At 69.3% G+C, this 25,068-nt stretch carries 26 protein-coding genes; 11 read left to right on the forward strand and 15 right to left on the reverse strand.

What is annotated here, in order from left to right:
* Positions 1-39: 39 nt before the first annotated feature.
* Both DMC61_RS32100 and DMC61_RS32105 read right to left on the reverse strand, forming a co-directional pair.
* Positions 40-864 (reverse strand): NAD(P)H-binding protein, encoded by an 825-nt coding sequence (locus DMC61_RS32100; protein ID WP_125693933.1) that lies wholly within the window; start codon positions 862-864, stop codon positions 40-42.
* On the reverse strand, positions 861-1,469 hold the full coding sequence (locus tag DMC61_RS32105) for an antibiotic biosynthesis monooxygenase (protein ID WP_233595029.1): 609 nt from the start codon (positions 1,467-1,469) through the stop codon (positions 861-863). Before DMC61_RS32105 ends, DMC61_RS32100 begins: the two co-directional genes overlap by 4 nt.
* 52 nt (positions 1,470-1,521) lie before the next feature.
* Here DMC61_RS32105 and soxR point away from each other — a divergent pair, with 52 nt between their 5' ends.
* Positions 1,522-1,968, forward strand: a complete 447-nt coding sequence (gene soxR, locus DMC61_RS32110; RefSeq protein WP_125693935.1) for a redox-sensitive transcriptional activator SoxR — start codon at positions 1,522-1,524, stop codon at positions 1,966-1,968.
* Here soxR and DMC61_RS32115 read toward each other — a convergent pair.
* The 3 genes from DMC61_RS32115 to DMC61_RS32125 all read right to left on the reverse strand — a co-directional run bounded on the left by DMC61_RS32115 (position 1,958) and on the right by DMC61_RS32125 (position 5,170).
* Positions 1,958-3,178 (reverse strand): RNA polymerase sigma factor, encoded by a 1,221-nt coding sequence (locus tag DMC61_RS32115; protein ID WP_016337417.1) that lies wholly within the window; start codon positions 3,176-3,178, stop codon positions 1,958-1,960. The genes soxR and DMC61_RS32115 overlap by 11 nt on opposite strands.
* Positions 3,166-3,534, reverse strand: a complete 369-nt coding sequence (locus tag DMC61_RS32120; RefSeq protein WP_016337416.1) for a YciI family protein — start codon at positions 3,532-3,534, stop codon at positions 3,166-3,168. The genes DMC61_RS32115 and DMC61_RS32120 overlap by 13 nt, the downstream gene beginning before the upstream one ends.
* 112 nt (positions 3,535-3,646) lie before the next feature.
* Positions 3,647-5,170: a trypsin-like serine protease gene (locus DMC61_RS32125; protein ID WP_125693937.1), complete on the reverse strand. Its 1,524-nt coding sequence runs from the start codon at positions 5,168-5,170 to the stop codon at positions 3,647-3,649.
* 166 nt (positions 5,171-5,336) lie between these two features.
* On the opposite strand from DMC61_RS32125, the gene DMC61_RS32130 reads away from it, so the two are divergent.
* Complete coding sequence (locus DMC61_RS32130) at positions 5,337-6,104, forward strand: SDR family oxidoreductase (RefSeq protein WP_125693939.1); 768 nt, start codon at positions 5,337-5,339, stop codon at positions 6,102-6,104.
* Positions 6,105-6,111: 7 nt separating this feature from the next.
* Here DMC61_RS32130 and DMC61_RS32135 read toward each other — a convergent pair whose 3' ends face one another.
* On the reverse strand, positions 6,112-6,648 hold the full coding sequence (locus DMC61_RS32135) for a TetR/AcrR family transcriptional regulator (RefSeq protein ID WP_125693941.1): 537 nt from the start codon (positions 6,646-6,648) through the stop codon (positions 6,112-6,114).
* A gap of 81 nt (positions 6,649-6,729) precedes the next feature.
* On the opposite strand from DMC61_RS32135, the gene DMC61_RS32140 reads away from it, so the two are divergent.
* Positions 6,730-7,224 (forward strand): DoxX family protein, encoded by a 495-nt coding sequence (locus DMC61_RS32140; RefSeq protein WP_125693943.1) that lies wholly within the window; start codon positions 6,730-6,732, stop codon positions 7,222-7,224.
* Between the two features lie 51 nt (positions 7,225-7,275).
* Positions 7,276-7,431 (forward strand): hypothetical protein, encoded by a 156-nt coding sequence (locus DMC61_RS41250; RefSeq protein WP_157376270.1) that lies wholly within the window; start codon positions 7,276-7,278, stop codon positions 7,429-7,431.
* A gap of 2 nt (positions 7,432-7,433) precedes the next feature.
* Here the strand turns inward: DMC61_RS41250 and DMC61_RS32145 are convergent, their stop codons facing one another.
* The 3 genes from DMC61_RS32145 to DMC61_RS32155 form a co-directional block, all read right to left on the reverse strand.
* Complete coding sequence (locus tag DMC61_RS32145; RefSeq protein ID WP_125693945.1) at positions 7,434-8,141, reverse strand: hypothetical protein; 708 nt, start codon at positions 8,139-8,141, stop codon at positions 7,434-7,436.
* 124 nt (positions 8,142-8,265) lie between these two features.
* Positions 8,266-9,489, reverse strand: coding sequence for an HNH endonuclease signature motif containing protein (locus DMC61_RS32150; protein ID WP_125694294.1), 1,224 nt, complete (start codon positions 9,487-9,489; stop codon positions 8,266-8,268).
* 387 nt (positions 9,490-9,876) lie between these two features.
* Positions 9,877-10,725 carry a DUF4394 domain-containing protein gene (locus DMC61_RS32155; RefSeq protein ID WP_125693947.1) on the reverse strand — a complete coding sequence of 283 codons (849 nt, stop codon included), beginning with the start codon at positions 10,723-10,725 and terminating at the stop codon, positions 9,877-9,879.
* Between the two features lie 128 nt (positions 10,726-10,853).
* On the opposite strand from DMC61_RS32155, the gene DMC61_RS32160 reads away from it, so the two are divergent.
* Complete coding sequence (locus DMC61_RS32160) at positions 10,854-11,267, forward strand: hypothetical protein (RefSeq protein WP_125693949.1); 414 nt, start codon at positions 10,854-10,856, stop codon at positions 11,265-11,267.
* Here DMC61_RS32160 and DMC61_RS32165 read toward each other — a convergent pair.
* The 5 genes from DMC61_RS32165 to DMC61_RS32185 form a co-directional block, all read right to left on the reverse strand.
* Entirely contained in the window at positions 11,264-14,257 is a 2,994-nt protein-coding gene (locus DMC61_RS32165) for a BTAD domain-containing putative transcriptional regulator (RefSeq protein ID WP_233595031.1), read from the reverse strand. The two genes, DMC61_RS32160 and DMC61_RS32165, sit on opposite strands and share 4 nt — an antisense overlap.
* Positions 14,258-14,344: 87 nt before the next feature.
* Positions 14,345-18,328: a TIGR02680 family protein gene (locus tag DMC61_RS32170; RefSeq protein ID WP_125693951.1), complete on the reverse strand. Its 3,984-nt coding sequence runs from the start codon at positions 18,326-18,328 to the stop codon at positions 14,345-14,347.
* The gene (locus tag DMC61_RS32175) at positions 18,325-19,545 is read right to left on the reverse strand and encodes a TIGR02678 family protein (RefSeq protein ID WP_125693953.1); all 1,221 of its coding nucleotides are present in this window, start codon (positions 19,543-19,545) and stop codon (positions 18,325-18,327) included. Before DMC61_RS32175 ends, DMC61_RS32170 begins: the two co-directional genes overlap by 4 nt.
* Positions 19,542-21,035 carry a TIGR02677 family protein gene (locus tag DMC61_RS32180; protein ID WP_125693956.1) on the reverse strand — a complete coding sequence of 498 codons (1,494 nt, stop codon included), beginning with the start codon at positions 21,033-21,035 and terminating at the stop codon, positions 19,542-19,544. The genes DMC61_RS32175 and DMC61_RS32180 overlap by 4 nt, the downstream gene beginning before the upstream one ends.
* Positions 21,036-21,122: 87 nt before the next feature.
* Positions 21,123-21,449, reverse strand: a complete 327-nt coding sequence (locus tag DMC61_RS32185; protein ID WP_125693958.1) for a hypothetical protein — start codon at positions 21,447-21,449, stop codon at positions 21,123-21,125.
* Between the two features lie 108 nt (positions 21,450-21,557).
* Between DMC61_RS32185 and msrA the strand changes: the two genes are divergently transcribed.
* Positions 21,558-22,052, forward strand: a complete 495-nt coding sequence (gene msrA, locus DMC61_RS32190; protein ID WP_063273222.1) for a peptide-methionine (S)-S-oxide reductase MsrA — start codon at positions 21,558-21,560, stop codon at positions 22,050-22,052.
* On the forward strand, positions 22,031-22,501 hold the full coding sequence (locus DMC61_RS32195; protein WP_125693960.1) for a molybdenum cofactor biosysynthesis protein: 471 nt from the start codon (positions 22,031-22,033) through the stop codon (positions 22,499-22,501). Before msrA ends, DMC61_RS32195 begins: the two co-directional genes overlap by 22 nt.
* Here DMC61_RS32195 and DMC61_RS32200 read toward each other — a convergent pair.
* The gene (locus DMC61_RS32200) at positions 22,472-23,050 is read right to left on the reverse strand and encodes a TetR/AcrR family transcriptional regulator (RefSeq protein WP_125693963.1); all 579 of its coding nucleotides are present in this window, start codon (positions 23,048-23,050) and stop codon (positions 22,472-22,474) included. The two genes, DMC61_RS32195 and DMC61_RS32200, sit on opposite strands and share 30 nt — an antisense overlap.
* Before the next feature lie 77 nt (positions 23,051-23,127).
* On the opposite strand from DMC61_RS32200, the gene DMC61_RS32205 reads away from it, so the two are divergent.
* The 4 genes from DMC61_RS32205 to DMC61_RS41820 all read left to right on the forward strand — a co-directional run bounded on the left by DMC61_RS32205 (position 23,128) and on the right by DMC61_RS41820 (position 25,042).
* On the forward strand, positions 23,128-23,514 hold the full coding sequence (locus tag DMC61_RS32205) for a cupin (protein ID WP_125693965.1): 387 nt from the start codon (positions 23,128-23,130) through the stop codon (positions 23,512-23,514).
* A 151-nt stretch (positions 23,515-23,665) separates the two neighbouring features.
* The gene (locus tag DMC61_RS32210) at positions 23,666-23,866 is read left to right on the forward strand and encodes a hypothetical protein (RefSeq protein ID WP_233595032.1); all 201 of its coding nucleotides are present in this window, start codon (positions 23,666-23,668) and stop codon (positions 23,864-23,866) included.
* Positions 23,867-24,083: 217 nt separating this feature from the next.
* A complete protein-coding gene (locus tag DMC61_RS32215) occupies positions 24,084-24,857 on the forward strand; it encodes a hypothetical protein (protein WP_233595033.1) in 774 nt (257 codons plus the stop codon).
* The gene (locus DMC61_RS41820; protein ID WP_233595034.1) at positions 24,845-25,042 is read left to right on the forward strand and encodes a hypothetical protein; all 198 of its coding nucleotides are present in this window, start codon (positions 24,845-24,847) and stop codon (positions 25,040-25,042) included. Before DMC61_RS32215 ends, DMC61_RS41820 begins: the two co-directional genes overlap by 13 nt.
* Positions 25,043-25,068 lie beyond the last annotated feature (26 nt).

Genomic DNA, 25,068 nt, shown 5'->3' on the forward strand with positions numbered 1-25,068 from the left:
ACCACCGCAGCATGAACCGGTGTCGACACGAAGCCGAGTTTAGCGGAACGACGCGGCGTGATCGGTGGCCCAGACCTCGAAGTCCAGCCCCGGCCTACCGGTGACGTCCTGGACGGTCGAGGTGACCTCGCCCGGTTTCGTCACCAGTTCCCGCAATCCGGTCAGCATCGTGTCGACGACGAAGTCCGGCATCTTGGTGAGCAGGGCGGCACGCGCTTCGCCGAGCGGGATCTCCTCCCAGCGCGCCGGACGGCCCGCGGCCTCGCCGATGATGCGGGCTTGTTCGGCCTGCGTGATCGGCCGCGTGCCGGTGAGCGGGTACTTCGCCCCCGCGTGCCCGTCGCCGGTCAGTGCTTCGACGGCCACCGCGGCGATGTCCTTCTCGTGGATCAGCGGCATCGACGCCTCGCCGTACGCGCCGCGGACGACGCCGTCCGCGCGGATCGACGGTGCCCAGCCGAGGGTGTTGGTCGCGAACGCGTGCGGCCGCAGGAAGGTCCACTCCACGCCCGCGGCTTCGATCGCCTCCTCGACGGTGCGATGCCAGGCACCGATGGCGTTGTCCTGCTCCACGAGGGAGTCGTCGACGGCGCCCGAGGAAAGGAACACCACCCGCTTCGCCCGTTCCCCGAGCAGCGACACCGTGGGGACCAGGGCTTCGGCGGCGCCGGAGAGCATCAGGAACACGGTGTCGACGCCGTCGAGCGCCGGCGCGATCGTTTCCGGTTTCGCCAGGTCGCCGCGGACGCCGTCCGGCGGCGGGTTCCGGCTCAGCGGCCGGACCGGGACGTCTCGCTCCCGCAACCGGGCGACGACCTGCGAACCGACGTTGCCCGTCGCGCCGGCGACCAGGATCGGCTTCATGCCGCCACCGCCGAGAAGACCGGGCGGTACCGCTTGACCGACCCGCCCGACATCCCCGGGTAGGTCTGCACCTTCTTCCACGCGTCCGTCGTGCCGATGCCGTCGGCGCCGGGGGCCGCGAGCGCGGCGAGGTGGGCTTCGGCGCTGACCCATTCGGCGTAGTTCAGCACGCGGGTCCCGTCGGTGCTCACGTGGAAGTACCCCGAGATCCCGCCTTTGGGATGTGCAGGTTCGGATGCCAGCGCTTCGAAGACGAGGTCGATCCAGTCGCGTTGCCGCCGCTCGTCAGGTCCTTCGAACTCGACCGAGACGATCACGAGGCAGCCCGGCGTTCCTTCGCCGCGGTGGCCGCGGTAGAGGTGGAACACGGGCGCGCCGTCCAGGTTCCGGATGACTTCTTCGCTGGTCCACTGCTCGTAAGTGAAGGCACCGTCGTGGTCGATGCCTTCGTACGCGGTGAAGGAAACGAGCCCCTCGTGGCTCTTGTACGCCGCCCGTGCCGCGTCGGCGTCCGGCCATTCCCGCGCCACGACGACGGTCGCGTCGTCGGGCGTCGGCCAATGTCCTTTGTGGATGGTCATTTCGGAGGTCCCCTGTACTGTCATGCCTCCAGCATGAAACTTAAACAAGGGTTGAAGTCAAGCTAGGATCACGGGCATGTCAGAACTCCCGGCCGAACTCACCATCGGGGAGCTGTCGCGGCGCAGCGGTGTCGCCACCTCCGCCCTGCGGTTCTACGAACGCCAGGGCCTCATCAGCAGCAGGCGGACCAGCGGAAACCAGCGTCGCTATCCCCGGAGCACACTTCGCCTCGTCGCGTTCATCCGCGCGTCGCATCATCTCGGCATCCCGCTCGAGGTGATCGGCGGCGTACTCGACTTCCTGCCGGAGGGCGCCGCGCCGGATCACGCGTTCTGGCGACGGGCTTCGGCCTGCTGGAGTGCCGAGCTGAACAAGCGCATCGAGCAGCTGGAGTGCATGCGGGACCGGTTCACCGAATGCATCGGCTGCGGCTGCCTGTCCTTCGATCAGTGCGTGCTGGTGAACCCCGGCGATTTCCTCGCCGCGAAGGGACCCGGCCCGGCGCGGCTGATCAGCGACTGAGCACGGCCAGTTTTCGTTCCAGCAGCCGTCGTTCGGCGCTGTTGCCCGCCTGCCGGATCGCCTCTTCGTACTCTTGGGCGGCTTCGGCCGTACGGCCCGCGCGATGCAGCAGATCGGCGCGAATGGCGTGGTAGAGGTGGTATCCCTCCAGGTCGAGGGCATCGATCACGTCGAGCGCCTTCTCCGGGCCGCGTACCTCGGCGACCGCGACGGCCCGGTTGAGCGCCACGACCGGCGTCGGATTCATCGCGAGCAGCAGGTCGTACAGCTCGACGACCTGCGACCAGTCGGTGCTCGCCGTGTCGGCGGCGTCGCTGTGGACGGCGTTGATCGCCGCCTGGATCTGATACGGCCCCGGCTGGTTCCGGCGCAGGCAGGCGCGGACCAGCTCCTGCCCTTCGGCGATGAGCGCCCGGTCCCAGCGTGACCGGTCCTGCTCCGCCAGCAGCACGACGTCGCCGTCTTCACCGGTGCGGGCGGCGCGGCGCGACTCGGTGAGCAGCATCAGCGCCAGCAGGCCGGTGGCCTCCGGTTCGTCGGGCATGAGGCCGGCCAGCAGCCTGCCGAGCTGGATCGCCTCGGCGCACAGGTCCTCCCGCACCAGCCGCTCACCCGAGCTGGCCGTGTATCCCTCGTTGAACACGAGGTAGATCACGGCGAGCACCGAACGCAGCCGGTCCGGCAGGTCGGCGTCGCCGGGGACGCGATACGGGATCTTCGCGTCGCGGATCTTGCCCTTCGCACGGACCAGCCGCTGGGCCATCGTCGTCTCGGGGACGAAGAACGCGTGCGCGATTTCGGCGGTGGTCAAGCCGCCCAGCAGTTTCAGTGTCAGCGCGACCTGCGCGGGAACGGCCAGCGCGGGGTGACAGCAGGTGAAGATCAGGCGTAGGCGATCGTCGCGCACCGGGCCCTCCTCCACTGGTTCGCTGTCCGCGTTGAGCAGCGCGGCCTGGGCGTGCTTGTCGTCGCGCGCGGCTTCCCGGCGCAGGCGGTCGACGGCCTTGTTGCGGGCGGTCGTGATGATCCAGCCCGCCGGGCTCGGCGGTGGACCGCTGGACGGCCACCGGTCCACCGCCTCGGCGAAGGCGTCCTGGACCGCGTCTTCGGCGATGTCGATGCTGCCGAAGACGCGGACCAGCACGGATACCGCGCGGCCGTACTCCTGTGCGAAGACCCGGCCGATGTCTTCGGAGGTCAGGGCACGCACGAAGGGTCTTCCACACCCTGGAACGGCCGGACCTCGACCGGGAGATAGGTGATCTCGGCGATCCGGCGGCCCCAGTCGAGCGCGGCGTCCAGATCCGGCACCTCGACGATGGTGAAACCGCCGAGATGTTCCTTCCCTTCGAGGTACGGGCCGTCGAGCGTCGCGATCTGACCGTTCTCCGAGGCCCGCAGCACGGTCGCGGTGGTCGGCGGGTGCAGGCCCGCGGCGAACACCCACACCCCCGCGGTCTTCATCTCGTCGTTGAGCGCCTGGATCTTGCGCGTCACCGACTCGAGGAACTCCGGCGGCGGAAGGGGGCCGTCGGGGTGGTAGAGGCTGATCAGGTACTGGGTCATGGCGTCCTCCTCGTTCGTGCGGACTTTCACTCCCTATACGAAGGGCGACCCGCCGATTCGACAGCGACGGCGATCTTTCCGGGTTTTTTCTTTCCGCGCATTTCGTCGCAGGTCAGGCGGGCAGACGGCAGCCGGGGCGGGACAGGTCGAGCCGTGCGCCCTTGGTCAGGCAGGCCGAGATCCGATGGACCTGCTGGCCGTAGCCGCGGCCCTGCACCGCGGTCACGGTGCCGTCCCGGCCGACCTCGCACGGGTTGCCCTCGGTGCATCGCCCACCGTCCCGGTTGTGGGTGTTGTTGACGCCCATCACGGTATTCCCGTCGAGGGACAAAAGCGCCGAGCCGGAGGCGCCGGGCCTGCTCACACAGGTGTCGCTCTGGGCGTAACGGACCGCGTCGTCCTGCTGGTATCCCGCCTCGCGCAGATGCGGCACCACCGCCTCGATCGTGCACTGCGGGCGGCCGCTGGCGTAGGACATGAGCAGGCGGTCTCCGGCGCGCATCGGGGTGGTGGTCAGCCGGAAGACCTTCGCGCCTTCCCTGGCCAGCTGCGCGTACGTCTTGTTCAGCCGGTACAGCGCGATGTCGGTGCCGGTCATCGTCGCGTACACCAATCGGGTGGCGCCGGCGCTGCTCTTCGGATAGCCGTCCCGGCCGGCGATGGTGACCGGGCGGGGCAGGTCGGCGGGCCGGTCGACCAGGGCCTTCCCCGGTGCGGGCCGTCCGCTCGGCACGCAATGGCCGTTGGTCAGCACCAGCGCCTGATCGTGAGGACGCGCGGAGGCCGGGCGCACCACCGCGCCCACGCAGTCACCCACCGCGGCGGTGCCCTCCACGTTCGGGCCGGGGTCGTCCGGCGGGACGTCGGTGCCGGTCACGATGCCGTCGATCCAGGCCGAGTTCTTCGCGACGTCGGTGTACATGTCGGGGAAGTCGGAGCCGCGGATACCCGGTCCGATGACCGTCCCCGCCAGCGCCCAGCCATCACCCGAACGGATCAGGGCGGGGCCGCCGGAATCCGTCGTCCCCGGCCCGACCGGCGGATCGGTGCGGCCGACGCACAACGGCAGCGTGCTCCCGTCGTCGTCCCAGCAGCGGTCGAGCGGTACGACTTCGGTGTCCGCTTCACGCAGCTTGCTCGGGAAGCACTTCGGGTCGGCGAAGTCGTCGCAGCCGGTCGCAGCCGCGCCCCAGCCGAGGATGCGCACGGGGGTTCCGACGGCAGGGGAGCTCCCGGCGAGCCGGACCGGCTTGGCCCGCACCGGTGCGCGCAGGTGCAGCAGCGCGATGTCCTCACCGGGCGGGTTGTAGGAGAGGTGGCGACGGTAGAACTTGTCGACTTCGGTGACCTCGCCCCCGGCGGTGGTGTCCAGCGAGCCGACGCGGACCTTCCAGCCGCGGGGGACGCCCGCCGTCGCGCCGTTCGGGGTGTTGGCGCAGTGGCCGGCGGTCACCGCCCACTGCGGGGCGATGAGCACCGCCCCGCACCGATGACCGTCCGGGCGGGGAGCTTCGTATTGAAGCGAGACCATGAAGTCGTAGGGCGTGGTGGACTCGGTGCCGCCGATGACGGCCGCCGCGGGGGCGGCGGTCGCCGTCATCAGGGTCAGCGCGAGTGCGAGGGATCGGATTCGCATGCGGATCACGGTGGCCGGTCCGTGTCCGCGGAACTCGATGAGCACGTAACAGTTCCGTGCGCGGCCTGACTGGTACTGCCGGACCCAGGCTGGACAGACCGTGCCATCTCCGCGCGTGGCCCGGTTTTCTGGACTCATCACCCGAGTCCACTTAGGAGAAACAGAGATGACGAATTCCCCGGCACCGCACGCGAACAGGGTCGCCGTCGTCACCGGAGCGTCCAGCGGGATCGGCGAAGCGGCCGCGCGGCGGCTCGCCGGCTCCGGTGCGGCGGTCGCGCTCGTCGCCCGCCGGGCCGACCGGCTGGAAGTCCTGGCCAAGGAGATCGAACGGGACGGCGGCACCGCGCTCGTGCTCGCGGCCGACGTCGCCGACGCCGAGGCGATGCGGGCCGCCGCGGCCGAGGTCGAAGCGAAACTGGGCCGCGCGGACCTGCTGTTCAACAACGCCGGCGTGATGCTGGCCGCGCCGATCGACGAACTCGCCACCGGCGACTGGCAGCGCATGATCGACGTCAACATGACGGGCCTGATGAACGCCATCGGCGCCTTCGTCCCGCATCTGGTCGCTTCGGCGGCCGAAAAGGGTGTCGCGGACCTGGTGAACACCTCGTCCATCGGCGCGCAGGCCGTCTTCCCCTCCTTCGCCGTGTACGTCGCTTCGAAGGCATACGTGACGCACCTGTCGAAGAACCTCCGCGCCGACCTCGGCCCGAAGGGGGTGCGGGTCGCGGCGATCGAGCCGGGCCTGGTCGAGACCGAACTGCAGGGTCACGTCACCGACGCCGGCGCGCTGGAGTGGCTGGACGGCGCGCGCGAGACGCTGACCTGGCTGAAGCCGGAGGACATCGCCGAGACCGTGGCGTTCCTGACCTCGCTCCCGGCGCGGGTGAACCTCCAGCAGGTCACCGTGATGCCCACCGCGCAGGTCTGAGTCGGTTTCAGGGGAACAGGATCCGGGCGATCGCGCGGGCGGCGGTGTCCGGATCCTCCTGGAGCTCGGCGCGTAGCGCGCCGGTGAGCCACAGGTTCGCGAACCCGTGCATCAACGACCATGCGGCGACCCCCGCCATCGCGTCGTCGCTGACCGACGACGCGCCGCTGGTCAGCAGGGCCCCCGCACGGTCGCGAGCGGCGGTCAGCGCCTCGTCGTCCTCGCGGTGGAGCTCGGGGCGGAACATCACCTCGAAATGCGCGCGATGCTCGATCGCGAAGCGCACGTACGCCACCCCGACCTCGACGAAGCCCCGCTCGCCCTCGGCCGCGAGCGCGTCCGCGAGCAGGTCGAACCCCTCGGCGGCCAGCGCGGTGAGCACCCCGGCCTTGTCGCCGAAATGGTGCACCGGCCCGGCGTGCGAGACCCCCGCACGCCGGGCGAGGTCGCGGAGGCTGATCCCGGCCGGGCCGTGTTCGGTGATGGCCGCGACGGCGGCGTCGAGCACGGCCCGGCGGAGGTCGCCGTGATGGTAGGGACTCATGACGATGAATCTAGTCATTGACAAGATGGCCTGCAACAGCGCATCTTGTCAGTGGAAAGATTCGCTGCTCCTTGGGAGGACATGGTCATGGATCCCGGTCTCGTACCCGTACTGATGCTGGTCGCCGTCACGGCGACGCTGTTCCTGCTGGGCGTCTTCAGCGTCCAGCGCTTGAAGCCGTGGCCGGTGGCCGTGCGCGGCGGTGTCGCGGCACTGTTCGTCACCACCGGTCTCGCGCACTTCATCGGCATGCGCGAGGAACTCGTCGCGATGGTGCCGCCCGCGCTGCCCGCGCCGGGACTGCTGGTCACCGTCACCGGTGTCCTCGAACTCGCGGGCGCCGCGGGGGTGCTGTGGTCGCGGACCGCGCCGTGGGCGTCCGCCGGGCTGACGCTGTTGTTGCTGGGGATGTTCCCGGCGAACGTGTACAAGGCCCTGCACGGCCCGGTGACTTCGACGATGGACGAACTGGTGCCGCGCAGCCTGATGCAGGTGGTCTTCCTGGCCGCGACGGTGTCGCTGGTGGTGTATTACGCGCGTACGCCGGACAGACCCTTTTCCCAAAGGAGACCTTAAGTCTTTCCCAAGTTCGGGGCCTCACACTGAGAACGGCCCTACCCTCTGAGAATGAAGATCTCATTGTGGATCGGATTCTGTGGGCTGTGCATCCTCGCCGGGCACATGCTTCTCGGTGCTGTCGGTGTCGTACTGCTGATGAGCTGCCTCCCGGCGGGGCACGAACACGAATCCGGTGAAAGGAAAGCGTCCGCACGGCTGGCCTGAGCTCAGCCCAGCGCGCTGGCGAAGGCGAGGCCGCCCAAAACGGGAACGGCGATCGCCGCGAACAACACCGTCCGGCGGCTCGGTTTGGGACTTTCCAGTAATGCGCGGACACCGGCCGGAACCAACGCGAGACAAAGTCCGGCGGTGCCGATGATCGACACGATTTCGGTGCCCTTCAAAACACCCAGCGGCAGCAGTCCCATCGTCGCCATCCCGATCGACCCGGCGATGCCGAGCACTTTCGCCCGATAGGCGGCGAACGCGAGCACGTACCAGCCGAACATGATCGTGAACGACAGAAAACTGAACAGATGCAGATCCTGGTACGACTCGCTGACCACACTCTCGGCGAATCCGGCTCCGCGCCGTTCGGCAAGGCTGAGGGCGGCCTGGTCGATCCCGGCGTGAAAGGTCCGCTCGAAGAGTCCGAAAAGGACGAACAGGCCACCCCAAGCGGCCAACGCCGGCCTGGTCCGGCAGATCTTCGTGGCGAGCGCGACGATCGCGGGCCACAACACGACGTTGCCCGCCAGGAAACACGTGTACGCGGCGGTCATCAGCGCGGGATGGTCGCTCATCGCTTTCAGCTGGTCGGGGAAGAAGAAGTTGAAGCGTGACCGCAACAGCGTCCCGGTGAGCAGCAGGAGCGGGCCGAGGATCATCGAGACCGCGGCTATGCGGCGGCCGGGGAAGACGTGGTCGGTTTCCATGCTTGGTGAGCGTGCCGGTCGCGGTGGGTTCGCGGATCGGGTCAGGGGCCGATTTGTGGGGTCCGACCGTGGGTGGAGTCTTCTCCGCACAACATCCGCACGTCGCCGTTTTTCGGCGACGGGTTCAGAACGGTGGTGGCTCGTCGCCTAATGGGCGGGGTTCGTGAAGCGGCGGCGGTGTGCTGTCGTGGCGTTGCCCGGTAGGGGTGGTGATGGTAAGGGTGCCATCAGGGTCGAGGTGGTAGGTCCAGCCGGGTTCGTCTTTCAGCCGATGATCGCGGCGGCAGAGGTCGATGAGTTCGGTATCGGTGGTGTGTCCGCCATGCTGCCACGGCACCGCATGATCGAGGTCGCACGCCTGAGCCGGCCGGTGGCAGCCGGGTCTTCGGCATTCACGATCCCGCACCCGCACGAACTCCGCCAAACCCGCGGTCGGCCGGTACCGGTCCCGGCCGAGATCGAGAACCTGCCCGGACAATGGATCGGTGACGATCCGCCGCAACACACTGTTCTCACCGCCAGCGATATGCCTGGCCAACGCCGCGGGAATCGTGCCATGCCCCGCCAACTCCGCCGGGTCCTCGTTCAAACCGAGATAGGTGAACAAGTCCATATAGAGGAACACTTCGCTGCGCTCACTCGGCCCGCCCTGCCCGCCGAGCAGTAGATCGAGCGCGACGTCGGCTCTCAGCTGATCCAGAGTACGGGTCTCGCCACCAACCCTGAGGGCGCGTGCTTCACGGTCGATCCGCTGATACGCGGCAGCGACCTTCTCCACCGGCCCATCCTCGACCTCGATCGAGGCGACCCCGGTCTCCCCATGCCGCAGCGTGAGGCGGCGGCCTTCGCGATGCTGCTCGGCTCGTTTGCCGGCCCCGTCGGGGTCAATGGTGTTCGCCGCGTGATTGGCCGCTTTCCGGACCTGATCCGGATTCTTCTCCGCGATCCGATCCTCCAACAACGCGTCCACCGCACGCGCATCATCGTCCGACAGCCACGCGGTGGCGGTGGCGACTTTCGCCGCACCGAACCCGCTCAATTTCCCGTTGTCCATCAAGGCCAGGGTGCGAGGCAGACGGCTGGTCACCGCGTCCGCGGCGGCCACCAGCGCACCCGCATGATTGTCCGTGACAGACAACGCCAACGCGACCTCCTGCGCCACGCTCCGCGCCCCCTCACGATGCCGGTTCAACTGCGCGAGTGCCCGGAACCGCACCGCTTCCAGGCGTGCGATCCCGGCCGACGCGGCTTGCGCCAACGCGATGGAATCCTTGTCGTCCAACATGTTCGCGGCATCGTTCACCGCTGTCAGCACCTCAGGATCGGTGAGGCTTTCCAGAAGCGCCACAGGCGCGGAATGAGTATCCACCCCACGAACCTACGACCCACCACCGACAATTCCGGGGCCTCACGAGCAAGGGAGGCCTTACCGATTTTAGGCAACAAGGAATCGGTAAAGGGCGGCTGGTCTTGGTCGCGGGTTGGTGTCGCCGTCTTCCGGCAACGCGCCCCTTCGGAAGCCGCAGGGTTCAGCCATCACACCGAATCGCCGTTTTTCGGCAACGAGGCCGAGCAAGCGACTGAGGTCGCCCGTTCACCGCTGCCGATTCCAGTACAAGCGAGCGGAGAAGGACGAGTCAAACCAGACGGAAACTGTCCTTCGGCGCAATGCCCGCACACCACAATCCGGTGCCCGGCCCCAAAAGACCGGACACCGGACAGCGGCGTTCCCCACTCAGTTCGTATCGAGAGCCACCGCGACATCCGCGATCGGCAGCGGAAAATCGCCGACCTTCGCAGCAGCACCAGTAAGCAGATTCACGCTGTAGAAACTCGAAGGCCCGGAAGCCGGGTTGAGCACGGCAAAAGCGCTCACCGAAGTCGTCTTGCCGTTGGTCAGATCGCTGTAGATGTCGAATCCCGCCGCCGGGCCGGTGTCGACGCCGAGTGCGCCGGTCGGGCTGAGGAAGCCGTTGTTGGCGGGCGCTTGGACGAGTACCTGGTCGGTGAGCGTGCCGATGTCGAACAACGTGGTCGCGGTGTCGGGGTTGAGATCGTTGTTCGTGTAGGCGGCCGCCGTGACACCCCTGGTCGGCCCGCCCGCCGGCGGTGTGGTCAGGATGGTGTCTTCGATCGTGACGTGGTCGGCGAGATTGTGCCGCAGGTTCTGGCCGTAGTCGCTGATCACCCGGAGCCGGTCGGCGGCCGGGTTGAAGTCGACGCCGAAGTCCTTGCCGTACAACGGAACGCTCAGTTGCGAGACCTTCGTGACGACGACATCGGGTGCCGCGGGCGGGAATTTGATCGTGTAGATACAGCCTTTCTCGCCCACGCCGTACAGCAAACCGTTCTGGACGCGGAAATCGAGCCCGATCAGCCGCGTCTCCCCGCAGGTGAGCCCCTGCACGAGCCGGACCCAGTCGAGGACCTGGGGTGTGTCGGTGTAGAAGGTGGCCATCAGCTTGCCGTCCGACGAGATCGCGAACGCCCGCGGACCGGCGGCCTGCGCCGAGTTCGCGGTGCCGACGACGAGCGCCGTCGCGAGCGCCACCACGGCCAAGACCTTCGTGAGTCGTGCCTTCATCCGTACTCCCCTCAGCGGAAACTGTGCGAGCACAAGCTATTCGGCGGCACTGGACGGCCATTGGACGTCGGTTGGACCCGGCATCCGGCGGCTTGCGGCCGGGCGAATCCGGCGGAACAGTGGGAGAGATGAACATCCTTGCCTGCTCGATGGTCCTCGGCGCCGGCCTCGTCTTGGCCGCACCCGGTGAGGCGGAAGCGGCCCGGGAATGCGGTTCCGGCGTCAAGGTGATCAAGCCGGTCGTGCTCGAAGATCCGGGGAGGTGGACCTACACGTTCGACCTCGCGTGGTGCGCGGACGGCGGCAGCATCATTTGGGCGGAGCCCTCGGTGACGCCGCGGGTGCACAGCCCGGCCTGCCGCTGGGTCGGCCGTGTCGAGGAGTCGATCAGGCAACTCCCGGACAAGGCGTGGAGCGTGTTCGACATGAGCGAGTTCTCCTGCCAGGACAGCGCGGGCAAGGAACACGGCGTCAATCCGTGGGTGGTCGTGACCTTCCATCCGGCGGGCGCGTACGACACCAGCGGCGACATCGCGGCCTAGGCCCGGAGGATCGACTCCACCACGGCCGCCGCCCGTCTTCGCAACGCGCGATACCCCGCTCGCTCGGCGAGCGCGAGCGCATGACGGGCCTGCCCGAGGTCGCCGGAGACGGTGGCGAGCCCGATGAGCGCGTCGACCTCGGGATACCGGTCGCCGGTCTCCCGCAACAGGACCAGTGCTTGCCGGTACCGGCGGACGGCCTCTTGCCGGTGTCCCGCGCAGTGGTGCACGCTCGCGAGTGCGACGAGAGCTTCGCCTTCACTGCGCGGTTCGCCGGTCTCCCGCGCGAGCCGTAGTCCTTCGCGCGCGTGGTCGAGCGCGTCGGCGCGACGGCCGAGATCGCAGTACACCGAGGCGAGCCTGCCGAGCGTTTCCGCTTCCCCGGCCCGATTCCCGGCTTCGCGATGCAGCGCGAGCGCCTTGACGAGCAGCCCGGCGGCCTCGGCGACCCGGCCGCGGGCGTGCTGCGCCTGCCCGAGGTTGGCCAGGTTGATCGCCTCCCCGTACCGCGAGCCGATGCCGCGATACCGGCGCAGCGCCTCGACGTAGTTTCCGGCGGCTCCGGGCAGATCGCCCATCTCCCACCGCACCAGCCCCAGATTGCCCAGCGCGACGGCCTCCCCGGCGGGTGTTCCGGCGCGTCTGCTCAGCTCCAGCCCCCGCGAGAACCGTGCCGCGGCCGCCGGGAGCCGTCCGGATTGCCAGTACACGCAACCGAGATTGCCCAGCACCGCCGCTTGCGCCTCCACCCAGCCCGCCCGCCGGGCGAGCACGAGCGCGCCGGTGTAGCCACGGACGGCCTCCCGATACCGTCCCTGCCGGAAACCCAGGTCCGCCAGGCTGAACCGGGCGGACGCGCGGGCACGGAGATCGCCGTCCTCCTCGGCGGCGGACAGCGCGGCCCCGGCGGCCGCCCGCCATTCCACCTGGCGCGACGACATCCAGAAGTAGCCACGCAGGGCGTCGGACAGCAGCCAGGCGACCGGAAGCGGTCCGGTCCGCGCCGCGTCTTCGGCGACGGCGGCAAGACTTCCCAGTTCGGTTTCCAGCCACTCCGCCGACGCGGCGGGAACCGGGCCGTCCGGCACGGACAGCGGGAGACGGAACATGTGCGGGTACAACAGTTTCGCCGCGACGTCGACGCCACGCAGGTACCACTCGTGCAGGCGGCGGCGGGCGGACGCGCGTTCCGCCGGGGATTCCCGCGCTTCCAGGCGATCGGCCGCATAACGGCGAAGCAGGTCATGGAAGTGATAGCGGCCCGGCGCGTGCTGCTCGACGAGATGCGCGCCCGCGAGGGTGTCCAGCATCCGACCGGCCCGATCGGAACCGGTAAGGATCTCGACCGCTTCGACGCCGATGTCGTTGCCCGGCACCAGGCTCAGCAGCCGGAACAGACGGCGTGTTTCGGCGGGCAAGGCCGCGTACGAAAGGTCGAAGGCGGTCCGGACGGCGATCTGCTCGTCACCCGGCACGGTGAGCGCGGCGAGCAGATTCCCCTTGCGCAGCTCGATGGCGTAGTCCTCGATGCCGTTGCCGGGATCGTCGGCCAGGTTGGCCGCGGCGATCCTCAGCGCCAGCGGCAGATACGCGCACAGCCCGGCCACCTCGGCGGCCGCTTCGTGTTCGGCCCGGACCCGCTCGGCGCCGAGCAGCCGCGCGAGCAGTTCCAGCGCTTCGCCGGGATCGAGCATGCCCAAGGTGACCCGCCGGGCGCCGTGGAAGGCGACCAGACCGGCCATCCGGTCCCGGGCGGTGACCAGCACCAGGCAGCCCGGACCGGCGGGCAGCAGCGGCCGGACCTGAGCGACGTCGACGGCGTTGTCCAGCACCACCAACGCCTTCCGGTCGGTCATCAGCGTCCGGTACAGCGCGGACGCGGTCTCCGTGTCCGCGGGAAGGCGTTCGGCGGGCACCTCCAGCGCGGCCAGGAACCGGGTGAGCACTTCGAGTGCCGTCGCGGGCGCGCCGCCGGAATGGCCGCGCAGGTTCGCGTACAACTGCCCGTCCGGGAACCGGCCCTTCACCCGATGCGCCCAGTGCACGGCCAGCGCGGTCTTCCCGGCGCCCGCGGTCCCCGTGACGGCCGCGAGTGCCACCGTCCCGCCGGAGCCGCCGGGGCGCGGCACCAATTCATCCAAAATGGACAGTTCGATCGCCCGTCCGGTGAAGCCGGGTGGTTCGGCGGGCAACTGCCGGGGGACACAGGGGGCGGAAGGCGGGCCCGGGAGCGGTTCGCCGTCTTCGAGCAGCGCGGCGTGCGCCGCCACGAGTTCCGGCCCGGGTTCGACGCCCAGTTCTTCGAGCAGCCGCTCGCGAACCTCCTGGTAGAGCCGGAAAGCCGACGCCCGCTGGCCCGCGAGATGGTACGCGCGGAGCAGCCTTGCCTGCGCGGGTTCGTCCAGCGGCTGATCCGCGGCGGCTTCGACCAGTTCGGTCAGCACCTCGTCGGCGGCGCCGATCGCGAGCATCGCGTCGCCGTACCGGGCGAGCAGCGCGCGGCGTTCCGCGAGCAGGGCCACGACCTTCGGATGCGTTGCGAGCAAAGGGACATCGGCCAGCGGCCTGCCACGCCACCGGCGCAGGGCCTCGCCGAACAGCGCCGCGGCGCGGCCGGTCTCGCCGTCGCGCTGGGCGCCGGTCGCCTCGGCGACGAGCCCGCGGACGTGCGGCAGGTCGATGTCGACGGCCTCCCAGCGCACCGCGTAACCACCGCCGACATGCGGCAGGATCTCACTCCCGGATCGCGACGGACGGCCTGGTTCCAGCAGTCGCCGCAGATGTTTGACGTGGGTCTGGAGGACGTTCACCGCGCTGCGCGGCGGCCGGTCACCCCACAGCGCGTCCACCAGTTCCTGCTTGGACATCGCCTCGCCGCCGGCGAGCACGAGCAAGCCGAGGACGGCGCGGCGGCCCGGTGGGCCCAGGTCGACTTCCGCCCCGGCCAGCCATACGCGCAGCGAGCCCAGCACCTGGATCCGCACAGCCACCGGCAGGAACGTAGCGAGCCCTTCCGCGCCGCACAAGGAACGACGACGGAAAGGGCCCCGCTGCGCCCGGCTTTGGGGCCGCTCAGGCTAATGCCCCGCGGGCTGGAGGTCGTGGCCGTTCCAGGTGAACCTGGCCGTGGTGACCGCGTCGTCGCCGTCGCCGCCGGTGATGAGCTGATGGATCCCGACGCCGCCGAGTTCGGCGTAGGTGCACCATTCGTGGTCCGAGGTCAGCATGAGGTCGAGGTCGAGTGCGGACAGCAGGCCGAACACCTGCCCCCGGTTGGTGGTGTCGACGCCGACGAACACCTCGTCGAGCAGGATCACCCTCGGCGCCTTGGGCGCGGCCTGGTAGTGCGCGGCGACGGCGGCGAACAGCGGCAGATGCAGCGCGATTGCCTTCTCCCCACCGGAAAGCGCGCCGTGCAGCTTCTTGGTCAGCAGCTGCCAGCCCGCCCCGTTCGCCCGGTCCACCTTGACCACGAACCGGTGCCACGACGTGTAGTCGAAGACCTGCGCGAGCTGCTGTTCCCAGCTGGTCGCCGTGTCGTCCGCCTTCGCCTGCTCGACGCGCTCACGGAAGAACTTGTGCAGGGACACGCGGTCTTCGGCGGTCAGCTGATCCGGATCCTTCAGCAGCAGATCCCGCGCGGTCTTCGTGCCCGGCGGCAGATCCGGGGAGACCTGCCAGACCAGCCGGACGGCGACCCGCGACGCGGTCCGCACGCGTTCCAGCCGCGCGTTCATGCCGTCGACGAGGTCGTTGGCCTGCCGGATACGGGCCGCGAGATGACGGCGGGTGTCGCCGGTGAGGGTCTTGTCGAACAGGTCGCTCTCGCGGTCGGTGATCTCGTGCCTGCTCTGTTCCGCTTCCGCGTAAAGGATCTTGAGCAGTTCGGCCGCGCCGACCCGCAGCCCGTCGACGACGGCGGTGAAGATCTGGACGTCCTCGTCGGTCTCCAGATCGAGTTCCGCCCGCGAGCTGAGGGTGTTCCGGCAGGTGTGCACGGCTTCCGACAGCCGGTGCAGTGCCTCGCCGAGGTTGCTCGGCGCGTGCGGCACGGACGGCCACGCCGCGGCCACCAGCCGGGCGGTGTCGAGCGCGGCACGGACACTTTCGGACGCGGACAGGGTGGCCTGGAACTTCGGCAGATCCTCGATCCCGCCGTCCGCGGGGAAGATGCCGGTGGCGAGCTTCCGGAACCGGAGCGCTGCCGCGTCCTGTTTCTTGGCCGCCTCTTCGCGTGCCCGCGCGTCGGTCGTCCGGCGGACGCCGAGCGCGCCCAGCGACACCGCGAGCTCCTTGGCGTCGGCGTTCGCGGCGCGGAGTTCACCCGAAAGCTCGCGCAGTTTCGTGCGCAGGCCGTCGATTTCGGCGAGCACCTCGCGCTGGCCGGTGCCGACCGTGCCGTCGATCGCGTCGAGCATCGCGGTGAGCTTGGTGCGTTCGGCCTCCGCGTCGGCGGCCTCCTCCTCGCGCCGGGCCGCGTTCCCTTCCGACCGGTCCGCCTGTTCGGCGCACAGCTCGGCCCGCTGGGTCGCGGTGAGCAGGTTCCCGTGCTCGTACAGCCAGTTCTCGCCCTGGTCGGAGTACGTGCGCAGGGCCGTGGCGAGCGCGGCCAGCGGCGCGCGTTCGGTCGGCAGCCCGGATTCCGAAGCCCGGGCGGTCAGCTCGTGCAGCGCTGTCTTGGCCTCGGTTTCCAGCGTGGAGACGGTGTTCTCCAGATGCCGGACGGCGGCGTCGGCAGCGGTCAGCTCCGCCTCGGCCGTGGTCAGTTCCCCGGTCGCGGCAAGGAGATCGTCGTGACCGGGACGGGCCGCGCGTTCGATCTTGATCAGCTCGCGCCTGCCGCGCAGCGCGGCCAGCTCGCCCTCCAGCTCGGCGATGGTCTTCTCACGGAGGGAGATCTTGTCCCGCAGCGCGGCGATGCGGCGTTCGCGGGCGCGCAGCCGGGCGGAACCGCCGATGTACGCCGGGGCGTCCTTCGTCCAGCTGCCCGACAGGCCGCCCATCCGCCAGGCGCCGTCCGCGCCGATCGCCGCGGGGCCGGCGGGGAGCGTGTCGTCGAAGGCGATCACTTCCAGGATCCGGCGGATCTTCGTAGGCGAAACCTCCGCGTCGGGTTCCGGCACGAGGACGTCGGCGAGCGAACGACCGGAGGCCACCGGCAGCGTGCCGGACTCCGCGAGCACGTCGTGCCCGTCGACGACACCGTGGGAGTTCACCCAGGCGTCGAGCAGCCCGGCGCCTTCGAGCGCGGCCTCGATCCCCGCATGGGTGCTTTCCGGGACCGAGCCGGCGAAATCGACCAGCCGCCACAACGGCGCGCCGCTCATCTCGGCCCGGTCCGTCGTGCGGGTGCGGGGTGGCTCGGGCGCGAGGACGTCCTCGGTTTCGAGCACGCCCGCCTCGACGAGGAGTTCGTCGTGCTCGGCGCGCGCGGTGGCCAGCGCGGCACCGGTCGCCGCCTCCCGCCGGATGATGTCTTCGAGCACGGTCTCGGCGACGGCGCCGAGCCTGCCCAGCAGCGAGACCTCCGCCTCGGCGTCCCGGACGACCGCTTCCACGTCGGGGAACCGCAGCTCACGGCAGCCGATCGCCCATTCGGCGAGCCGGGTGCGCAGATCGCTCAGCGCGAGTTCCCGCGTCGCCGTCGTGAGCTCCACCCGCTCCTGCGCGACGGAGAAATCCGCTCGCGCGCGGTCCAGGTCCGCCTCGGCCTGGTGGCGCCGCCCGACGGCGCGTTCGTGTTTGTCCAGCGCCCGGCCGATCGTCTCGACCTGGTCGCGTTTGCCGCGGACGGCGGCCTGCAGCAACGGGCGGAGCCGGGCCGGTTCGTCCAGCCCGGCGACGAGTTCGTCGTGCACCCCGGCCAGGTTCGCGCGGGTCGCGGCGGCGCGGACCTCGGTTTCCAGCGAGCGCACGAGGTCGGCCTGCCGTTTCGCGGCCTGCTTCGCCGCCCGCGAGCGCTCCTCGTCGGCGTCCGCCTCGGCGCGGAGCCGGTCCGCGTCCGCCCGCAGTGCCTCCGCTTTCTCGCGCGTGGACAAGGTCCGTTGCCGCAGCTTGTCGAGCTCCTGGCCCTTGCGGTACGACTCGGACTCGGTCAGCCCCGACAGACGTGCTTCGGTCTCTTCGACGTCCTTTTCCAGCTTCGCCGCCCGTTCCTCGGCGGCCTCCTTCTTCGCGGCGACCTCGTCGTGCTCCTCGGCCGAACGGCGGGCGGCCGCGGCGAGTTCGTCGAGTTCCGCGGTGGCGTTGATGAGGTTCGCGGCGCCCGCGCGCAGCACACGCTGTGCGTAGGTCTTCTGCCGGGCGGCGAGCGCGCGGGTCGCGTCGACCTCGGTCTCCAGTGAGCCCAGCCGTTCGCGTTGCGCGTCGAGCCGCTCGAAACCCTCGGCGAGATCCGCGATCTCCTGCTGCCCCAACGGCGGAAGCGCGCGGGAGAGCAGATTGGACAGCAGGCTCGGGTCGAGCCGCTGCGAGAGTTTGGGCATCCGCAGCTGCAGCAGCGCGGTGATCAGCGCGTCGTAGCGCTGTTCGCTCAGGGTGGGGAACAGTTTCGCGCGGATCTCGGCGCGGTACTCGGCCGCGCCGTCGTGCACCGTCCCGTGCTCGCCGAGCGCCTCCTCCAGCGCGCCCTTGGTGAGCGGCTGACCGGCCTCGTTGACCAGCGGCAAGCCGTCGCCCACGCGCTGATCGGTGGTGAAGAAGTCGGCGTGCACCGTGCTGGTGTGCGTGCTGGCCTGCAGCCGCGCGCCGCAGGTGAACCACTTCTCGCCCGCCATGCCGAATTCGAGCCAGACGTACCCGACGCGCGTGGCGCCGGAAGCGCCTTCGCCCATCAGGTTCCAGTGCATGCTGCGCTCGCTGGTGCCGAAGGTCGACAACCGGTTGGCGCGCAGGCTCGCGTCGAACAGGAACGGCAGCAGCAGCTCCAGCGCCTTCGACTTCCCGCTCCCGTTGGGGCCGCGCAGCAGCAGGCGCCCGTCGTGGAACTCGAAGATCTCGTCGTAGTAGCGCCAGATGTTGAGGATGCCCGCACGGGAGGGGATCCACCTCGTCACGGTCACGGCGCCTCCTCAGTGCGGTCGGTGTACCTCGCGGCGGCCGGGAGCGGCCGGACGAGTTCGGCTTCGGTGCGGGCCAGCCCGAAGCCGGTCAGCACGGCGAGCGCGTCGACGGTCAGCCGTCGCACGCCGTCCTTGCCCCGGTAGGTCTTGGCCCAGCGCGGGAAGCGTTTCAGCAGTTTGGCGGTGGCCTTCTGCAGGTAATCGACGGTCCGCGGCTCGTCCAGCGCGTCGAGCAGCAGGAGCGCGGCGACCTTGGCGTTGCTGCCGTCGTCCGGGAACCGCTCGTCGGTGGCCAGCCCGTCGACGTCGACGAGCAGCACCCCCTCCGCGCGTTCTTCGAGGACGAAACCGCCCTGCTCCGCGGCACGCCGCAGCAACTGGCGTCCGGTCGGCGTGCCGAGGTACGCGCGTTCCTCCGCGGTCAGCTCGGCGAAGTACAGCACCGGATCGTCGACGAGACGGCGGAACACCGTGTGCCGCAGCCACAGGTTCCGCTGGACGTCGGACGCGCTCGGCGTGTCCTCGTGGCGGCCGGAAGAAAGGCCGTAGCGCTGCTCGTGCGACACCGCCTCCAGCAGTTCCTCGAACCGCAGCGCGACGTCGTCGGCGGGCACGGCGAGCTGGGAAGGACCGACCGGCGCGGCGAGCAGCCGCAGCAGCAACGTCGCGTCGACCCGGAACAGCACCTTCGCCGCCGGATCGTCCACAAAGGACTCCGGATCACCGTCGGCGGCTTCGAGTACGCCGAAGGACTCCAGAAGCTTGAGGACGTCCACGAACGCCAGCCGCTCCGCCCTGGTGGCGACGTCGAACGTGGTGACGAGGTCGTCGGCCGCGCTCGCCTGCGCGACGCGGCCGGCGAGCAACCCGATGGTCGTCACCGGCACGGTCAGCAGTTCGGCCGCCACCACGCACAGCAGGACGTAGCGGCGGCGGTCGAACGCCGCGCGCCCGGAGCGCAGCCGTCGCGCCGGGCGGGTGGGGTCGGCGGCCGCGCGGACCTTGACCAGCCGGGTGTAGCCGAGCCGCGGTTCGACCGTGAGCGTCCAGCCGCAGTAGTAGTCGAACCACTGCCGGATGGGCTCGCGGCGGCGCCGGATGAGGTCGAAGGTCTCGGGGGAGCCGCGTTCGCCGATCAACGGGGTGGCCAGCAGGGCCCGGATCCCGCGCGCGACCTCTTCGCGTTCCGCGATGACCAGTTGGTTCGTGAGGCTCACGCACCGCCTCCGGCCGTGCTGATCTCGATCTCGTAATCGGGGCCGCGGAAGACGCCGCTCGTGGTGGTCAAGCGGGCGACCGCGCCGTTCCTCGGCGGCCGCAGGACGATCTCGATCTGGCCGTCGGACGTCGTGCTCCGCCTGGTGCCCTCCGCGCCGGGCGGCCTGCCCAGCGCCTGGCCCAGCAGGTCCAGCAGCCGCTCGAAAACGGTGTGGTCCAGCTTCTCGAACGCCGAAAGCCGCACGACGCCGCCGGTGTCGAGCATGTTCCAGGCCGCTTCGAGTTCGGCGCGTTCCTGCAGGGCTTTTTCGGCTCTCGCGGCTCTGATCGCGCTGACGTCGCGGACCCGTCCGGTCCGGGTGAACCGTTCGGTACGGCCCGCGGAGCGCAGCAACTCCGACACCTCGACCGGCGGCGCGTCGAGCCACGAGGCCGTCGTGCTGACCACTTCCGGGTCGGCGTGGGCGAGATGCGCGTGCCGCGCGGAGCTCAGCCCGAACATCGTGGACCACAGGCGATGCAGGTCCTCCTGCGCCGGGACGACGGTGAACCACCGCGCCAGCTCACGGAAATCGGCGACCGCGCTGCTCGCGCGCCGCCGCGACTCGGTGATCCGGTCCAGGACCTGGAGAAGCGTGATGATCGCCCGCCGCGCGAGGTTGTGGAGGTCCTCGACCCGCGGCGTCGCCCCGTCCTCGGGCAGGAACCACGCGCGAAGCCCGTCCCACCGCGCCTTGCGGACGTCGAGCCAACGCGCGTCTGGCTTCGGCAGCGCCGCTCCGTTGAGCGCCCGCCGGTGCACGCGCTCGATGCCGTGGTCGTCGATCTCCTTGATGCGGGTGGCGATGGTGTGGGTGTGATGCTCGAGGTCGTTGAGGAACTCCTGCAGATATGCGACCGTCGCCGCCTTGACCTCGTGGAACGTCGCCATGTCGGCCTCCGCGTGCAGGAGGCGCTGGAGGTCGCCGTTGAAGCGTTTCGTGTTGTCGCGGAACGCTTCGAGGTGGCCCTCGACTTCGGCGAGCGTGCTGAACACGCGCCTGTCGGTGCCGTCTTCGAGCTGCTTCGCGAGCTCGCCGAGCCGCTCGCCGAGCGCTTCGAGCGTCGCGGTCTGAAGCGCGCCCGTCGCGTTGAGCACCTCGTTCGCACGGACCACACCCGCGTACGCCGCTTCACCCTGCCTGGTCAGCGCGTACTGGAGATTGCGGCGCTCGTACTCGGACGCGGTCCGGTAGTCGCCCGCGTGGCTCTGAACGGTTTCGAGATGGCCCTGGTCCTTGAGCTGGTCCAGCGTTTTGACGAGGTCATCGTCGTCGAGCGTCTCCAGCCAGCCGACTTCGCGCAGCCGAGTGCGGACGTCGTCGATCCCGAGCGCCGTCTCGAGCCGCTCGTTCGCCTCACCGAAGGCGTGCAGGATCGCCAGGGGGAGCCCTGATCTGCTGCCGTCGGTGAAACGGAACAGCTCGGGCGGTACACGGAACGGATCCATGCGTCCTCCGGCGGATGGTGCGTGGAGGTACACGTTAGGGGGTCACCCAAGCGAGTCCGAACGGCCCATCTTTTTCACGCAGAGTGCTCACGTCGTGAACATCTCGAGGCGCACCGTGGTCCCCTCGACAGTGACCTTGCGGAAGACGTGACGACCCTCGACGACCCGGTCGTCGTTCATGACCCCGGGCGCGAAGTTCGACGCTTCGAGCAGCTTGGGCACGTCCTCCGCCGGCAGGGTGAGGACGACGACGTAGCGCGAGTCGATGCCCCGGTCGTACTGCGTCTCCAGCACCTTGCCGCTGGCCGGCATCGAGATCCCGCCGAACCGGAAGGCGTCCTCGGGCGTCGGGCTCGGCGGGGCCGTCGCACAGCCGGCGAGGAGGAGGGCGAGGACCGCGAGGAGGGCTTTCACCTAGCGTGAGACGCACGGTGGACGTAAGCGTTCCGTCACACTTGGACGGGGATGACAGGGGCGGTGCGACACGTTGTACTGGGTGTCAACGACCGAAGGAGATCTACAGTGACGGAAAAGGCTGTTCTCGCGGGCGGCTGCTTCTGGGGCATGCAGGACCTGTTCCGCCGGCACCCCGGGGTCGTTTCCACCAGGGTCGGCTACACCGGCGGCGACGTGCCGAACGCGACCTACCGCAACCACGGCTCCCACGCCGAAGGCATCGAGATCGTCTTCGACCCGGCGCAGCTGACGTATCGGCAGATCCTGGAGTTCTTCTTCCAGATCCACGACCCGACGACCCGCAACCGCCAGGGCAACGACATCGGCACCAGCTACCGGTCGGCGATCTTCTACACCGACGACAAGCAGAAGCAGGTCGCCGAGCAGACGATCGCGGACGTCGATGCCTCCGGCAAGTGGCCGGGCAAGGTGGTCACCGAGGTGACCCAGGCCGGTGACTTCTGGGAAGCCGAGCCGGAGCACCAGGACTACCTGGAGCGCATCCCGAACGGCTACACCTGCCACTACGTGCGGCCGGAATGGCAGCTCGGCGAGCGCTGATCGTCGCACTGCACGTCTCTTCCGTGCACGCTTACGAGGGCCGTCCCTCTGACGGCCCTCGCCCCGATCCCGCTCCGGTCTCGCGCGACCATGTCGAGGTGCGCGCGGGACTGGGGCTGGTGGGGGACCGGTACTTCAACCACCCCGCGCACCGTTCCGCCGCGGTCACGCTCTTCTCTTCCGCTGTCCCTGGTGATCCGCTGCTGGCCCGGCGGAACATCGTGCTCTCGGGCTTCGATGTGGACGCTTTGCCGCGGGGCTCGGTCGTGACTTTGGACTCCGGTGACGGCCCTGTGCGCTTCGAGGTCCACCGGCCCGCGAACCCGTGCGCCTGGATGGACGTCGTCTACCCGGTCGGGACCTTTCGCGCTTTGCGGGGCCGCGGTGGGAAGCGGTGCGTGCCGCTGGACGACGGCGTCTTACGCGTCGGTCCGGTAGAGATCTCTTAGTCCCGCTTTGATCTGTTCCGGCGTCATGCTTCGCCGCTGGTAGACGTACTGGGCCGCCGCCAGCGGCGCGAGGATCGCATCGGCCCTGAAGTGCGCGTCGGTCTTCGGATCGATCTCGCTGATCAGCGCGACCAGGTGACTGTGGTGCAGCCGGTACGCGCCCGTCACGAACCGCGCCATCGGCGTCTCCGTCTCCGCGACCATGAGCAGCTCGCCATGCGTCTCAAGCCGGTCGACGTACTTTTCGAGGAACGCCTTCAGCCTTTGGGGCGCGGGTGCCCCGGGCCCGAGCGGCGGCGGCCCGCTGATGAACGCCTCCTGGAACTCGCGCTCGTTCTCGTCGAGCAACGCCTGCGCCAACGCCCCCTTGTCCGGGAACCGCCGATACACCGTCCCGATCCCGACACCCGCCTCCGCCGCGACCTCGTCCAACGCGAGCCCGTCGATCCCTTTGGCCGCAACGAGCTTGGCCGCCGCGCGGACGATCTTCTGCCGGTTGCGAGCCGCGTCCGCCCGCTCTACCGGCCCGGACCCTGCGATGGGAAGCACCCCGTGAGCTTAGTCGGTGGACAAGTGGAACTTTCTCCAGTTAACTAAGTGGAGGAAGTTCCACTTAGGAGGTTTGCATGTTCGTCGAACACTTCACGAGCGACGACGCTTCAACCTGGTTCCAGCGGCTCGACCAGCAGATCTTCCTGGCCGACGTCCTCGCGCAAGACAGCGGCGCGGCCATGTCCGTCGGCTTCGCCCGGTACGGCAAAGGCGAGAAGAACCCCTGGAAGATGACCTACGACGAAGCCCTCGTCATCACGTCCGGTGTTTTCACCGTCGAGGGCCCTTCGGGTTCGGTGACGGCTCGGGCCGGCGAGGTGATCTACCTGTGTTCCGGCGCTGAGGTCGTCTACGTGGCCGAGGAGGACACGGAACTCGTCTATGTCACCTATCCGCATTGGCTGGCGGCTACGGAGTCATCGGCCGAGGCGCATCGCCTCGACGACTTCCACGAAGCCTGACAGTGGCTTGAACCTCCCAAGAACAAGTAGTCTCAGTCTGAGGGGGGAGGGGTTTCATGACGGGGTTCGAAGCTGCTCCGAAAGCCTGCGCGACGCGGCCGACCAGGCCAAACGAGCCGCGGGAATCGTTCGAGAGCTGGATCTGGAGCGGGTGGCGGCGCTTTCCGGCGCGTTGACTGGAACCGAGTCGGCGAAGACCGCCGCCAAGCTCGGTCCACATTGGGAGAACTCGATCGGTGTCTGGGCGAAAGGGGTGGATTCCTACGCGGCATCGCTGACCACCGCCGCGAGCGCGTACCGGGTTCGGGACGACGCCGGTGAACAGGAATTCGACGGGACAGGTGGTCGATAATGGTCACTTGGGCCGATGTCAGCCAATGGAAGGCTGACGGGGTAGGGCAGATCGGTGACCACCTGGCCGCGCAGAACCGCCAGGTGCTCGGCTTGCAGGACGAGATCGACGGCCCAAACCCGCTGGGTGGGCCGGTGAGGCGGCGGACGCGGCGGCCGAAAATCTGCGCGCCCGCTGTCAGGAACTCGAGGACCTCGCGGCGCGCCTGTTTGCGGCAGTGAAGACCATCGACGACACCGAGCAGGCAGTGCGCGATTTGGTGCGCAGTGTCGAGACGACCGCGGATTTCGCCGCCAAGAACGGTTTCCGGATCGACAACGGCAAGGTCGTCGAGACCGAGGGCGCCAGCGGGTTTCTCTCCACCATGCTTTTGCAGGTCGAGGTGGAGGCCACCCTCGCCCGCTCCGGCCAGATCGACACCGAACTGAATTCGGTGCTCAAACGCATCATGGCAGGCGAAATCGGTGACGCCGGCGCGACGACGCTGGCAGCGGCCGCCGCGGCAAGCGAAGACCGCATCGCCGACGAACAGCGGCACCGCGATCTCCTGGCGAAGTACCAGGTCAAAACGGACGGCACGACGGTGTGGCCGAGCGGCTTGACCGGCTGGCTCGCGGAACGAGCGGGTTTCTCGAAGGAGAAGATCACCCAGTCCGAAGCCAAGCTGCTCGACGACCTGCAGATGCGCAAGGGCTTGCTCGGGCTCAAGGAGTTCGCCGACATCCGGCAGGACGCCTTGCATGTCGCCGAAGGCAAATTCGAGGGCAAAGGCTTGACCGACGGCCACGCCGACGCGTTCCGCCACGCCTATTGGAACGCGATGGGACGCAGCGGTACGGGGAGGAATGGGCCCGCGACTTCGCCACGGCGCACGAGCGGAACCCGGGCAGCCATCACGTCCCGGTGGCCATGGACCTGCACAACAACGAAGTCGGCCGCGCGATCGCCCGGGCCAACCCGGACGCCAGTCCCGAGCAGATGGCGAACCTGATCGAACAAGCCGTCAAGGACGGCAAAATGGTGGTCATCGACAAGAACGACACACTGGTACCGTCCAGCGAATCGCCTCCAGGCGAGACCCGCGAAACCAAGAACACGCCTTGGCCCACGGACAATCCGGGGCGCAACGACGACCACGACCCCGGCGATCCGTCGGCGTATCCGGACCAATACTGACCATGCGCTTGATAGTGACTCTGCTC

It is taken from the genome of Amycolatopsis sp. WAC 04169, from assembly GCF_003947535.1.
Lineage (GTDB): Bacteria > Actinomycetota > Actinomycetes > Mycobacteriales > Pseudonocardiaceae > Amycolatopsis > Amycolatopsis keratiniphila.

What these genes read in the sequence shown, in the direction of transcription:
- DMC61_RS32135 (WP_125693941.1), bottom strand. Translation starts at nt 6,648, where the DNA reads ATGAGTCCCTACCATCACGGCGACCTCCGCCGGGCCGTGCTCGACGCC.
- DMC61_RS41820 (WP_233595034.1), top strand. Translation starts at nt 24,845, where the DNA reads ATGGCGAACCTGATCGAACAAGCCGTCAAGGACGGCAAAATGGTGGTC.
- DMC61_RS32105 (WP_233595029.1), bottom strand. Translation starts at nt 1,469, where the DNA reads ATGACAGTACAGGGGACCTCCGAAATGACCATCCACAAAGGACATTGG.
- DMC61_RS32180 (WP_125693956.1), bottom strand. Translation starts at nt 21,035, where the DNA reads ATGGATCCGTTCCGTGTACCGCCCGAGCTGTTCCGTTTCACCGACGGC.
- DMC61_RS32160 (WP_125693949.1), top strand. Translation starts at nt 10,854, where the DNA reads ATGAACATCCTTGCCTGCTCGATGGTCCTCGGCGCCGGCCTCGTCTTG.
- DMC61_RS32155 (WP_125693947.1), bottom strand. Translation starts at nt 10,725, where the DNA reads ATGAAGGCACGACTCACGAAGGTCTTGGCCGTGGTGGCGCTCGCGACG.
- DMC61_RS32125 (WP_125693937.1), bottom strand. Translation starts at nt 5,170, where the DNA reads ATGCGAATCCGATCCCTCGCACTCGCGCTGACCCTGATGACGGCGACC.
- DMC61_RS32100 (WP_125693933.1), bottom strand. Translation starts at nt 864, where the DNA reads ATGAAGCCGATCCTGGTCGCCGGCGCGACGGGCAACGTCGGTTCGCAG.
- DMC61_RS32205 (WP_125693965.1), top strand. Translation starts at nt 23,128, where the DNA reads ATGTTCGTCGAACACTTCACGAGCGACGACGCTTCAACCTGGTTCCAG.
- DMC61_RS32140 (WP_125693943.1), top strand. Translation starts at nt 6,730, where the DNA reads ATGGTCATGGATCCCGGTCTCGTACCCGTACTGATGCTGGTCGCCGTC.
- soxR (WP_125693935.1), top strand. Translation starts at nt 1,522, where the DNA reads ATGTCAGAACTCCCGGCCGAACTCACCATCGGGGAGCTGTCGCGGCGC.
- DMC61_RS32145 (WP_125693945.1), bottom strand. Translation starts at nt 8,141, where the DNA reads ATGGAAACCGACCACGTCTTCCCCGGCCGCCGCATAGCCGCGGTCTCG.
- DMC61_RS32130 (WP_125693939.1), top strand. Translation starts at nt 5,337, where the DNA reads ATGACGAATTCCCCGGCACCGCACGCGAACAGGGTCGCCGTCGTCACC.
- DMC61_RS32195 (WP_125693960.1), top strand. Translation starts at nt 22,031, where the DNA reads ATGGCAGCTCGGCGAGCGCTGATCGTCGCACTGCACGTCTCTTCCGTG.
- DMC61_RS32120 (WP_016337416.1), bottom strand. Translation starts at nt 3,534, where the DNA reads ATGACCCAGTACCTGATCAGCCTCTACCACCCCGACGGCCCCCTTCCG.
- DMC61_RS41250 (WP_157376270.1), top strand. Translation starts at nt 7,276, where the DNA reads ATGAAGATCTCATTGTGGATCGGATTCTGTGGGCTGTGCATCCTCGCC.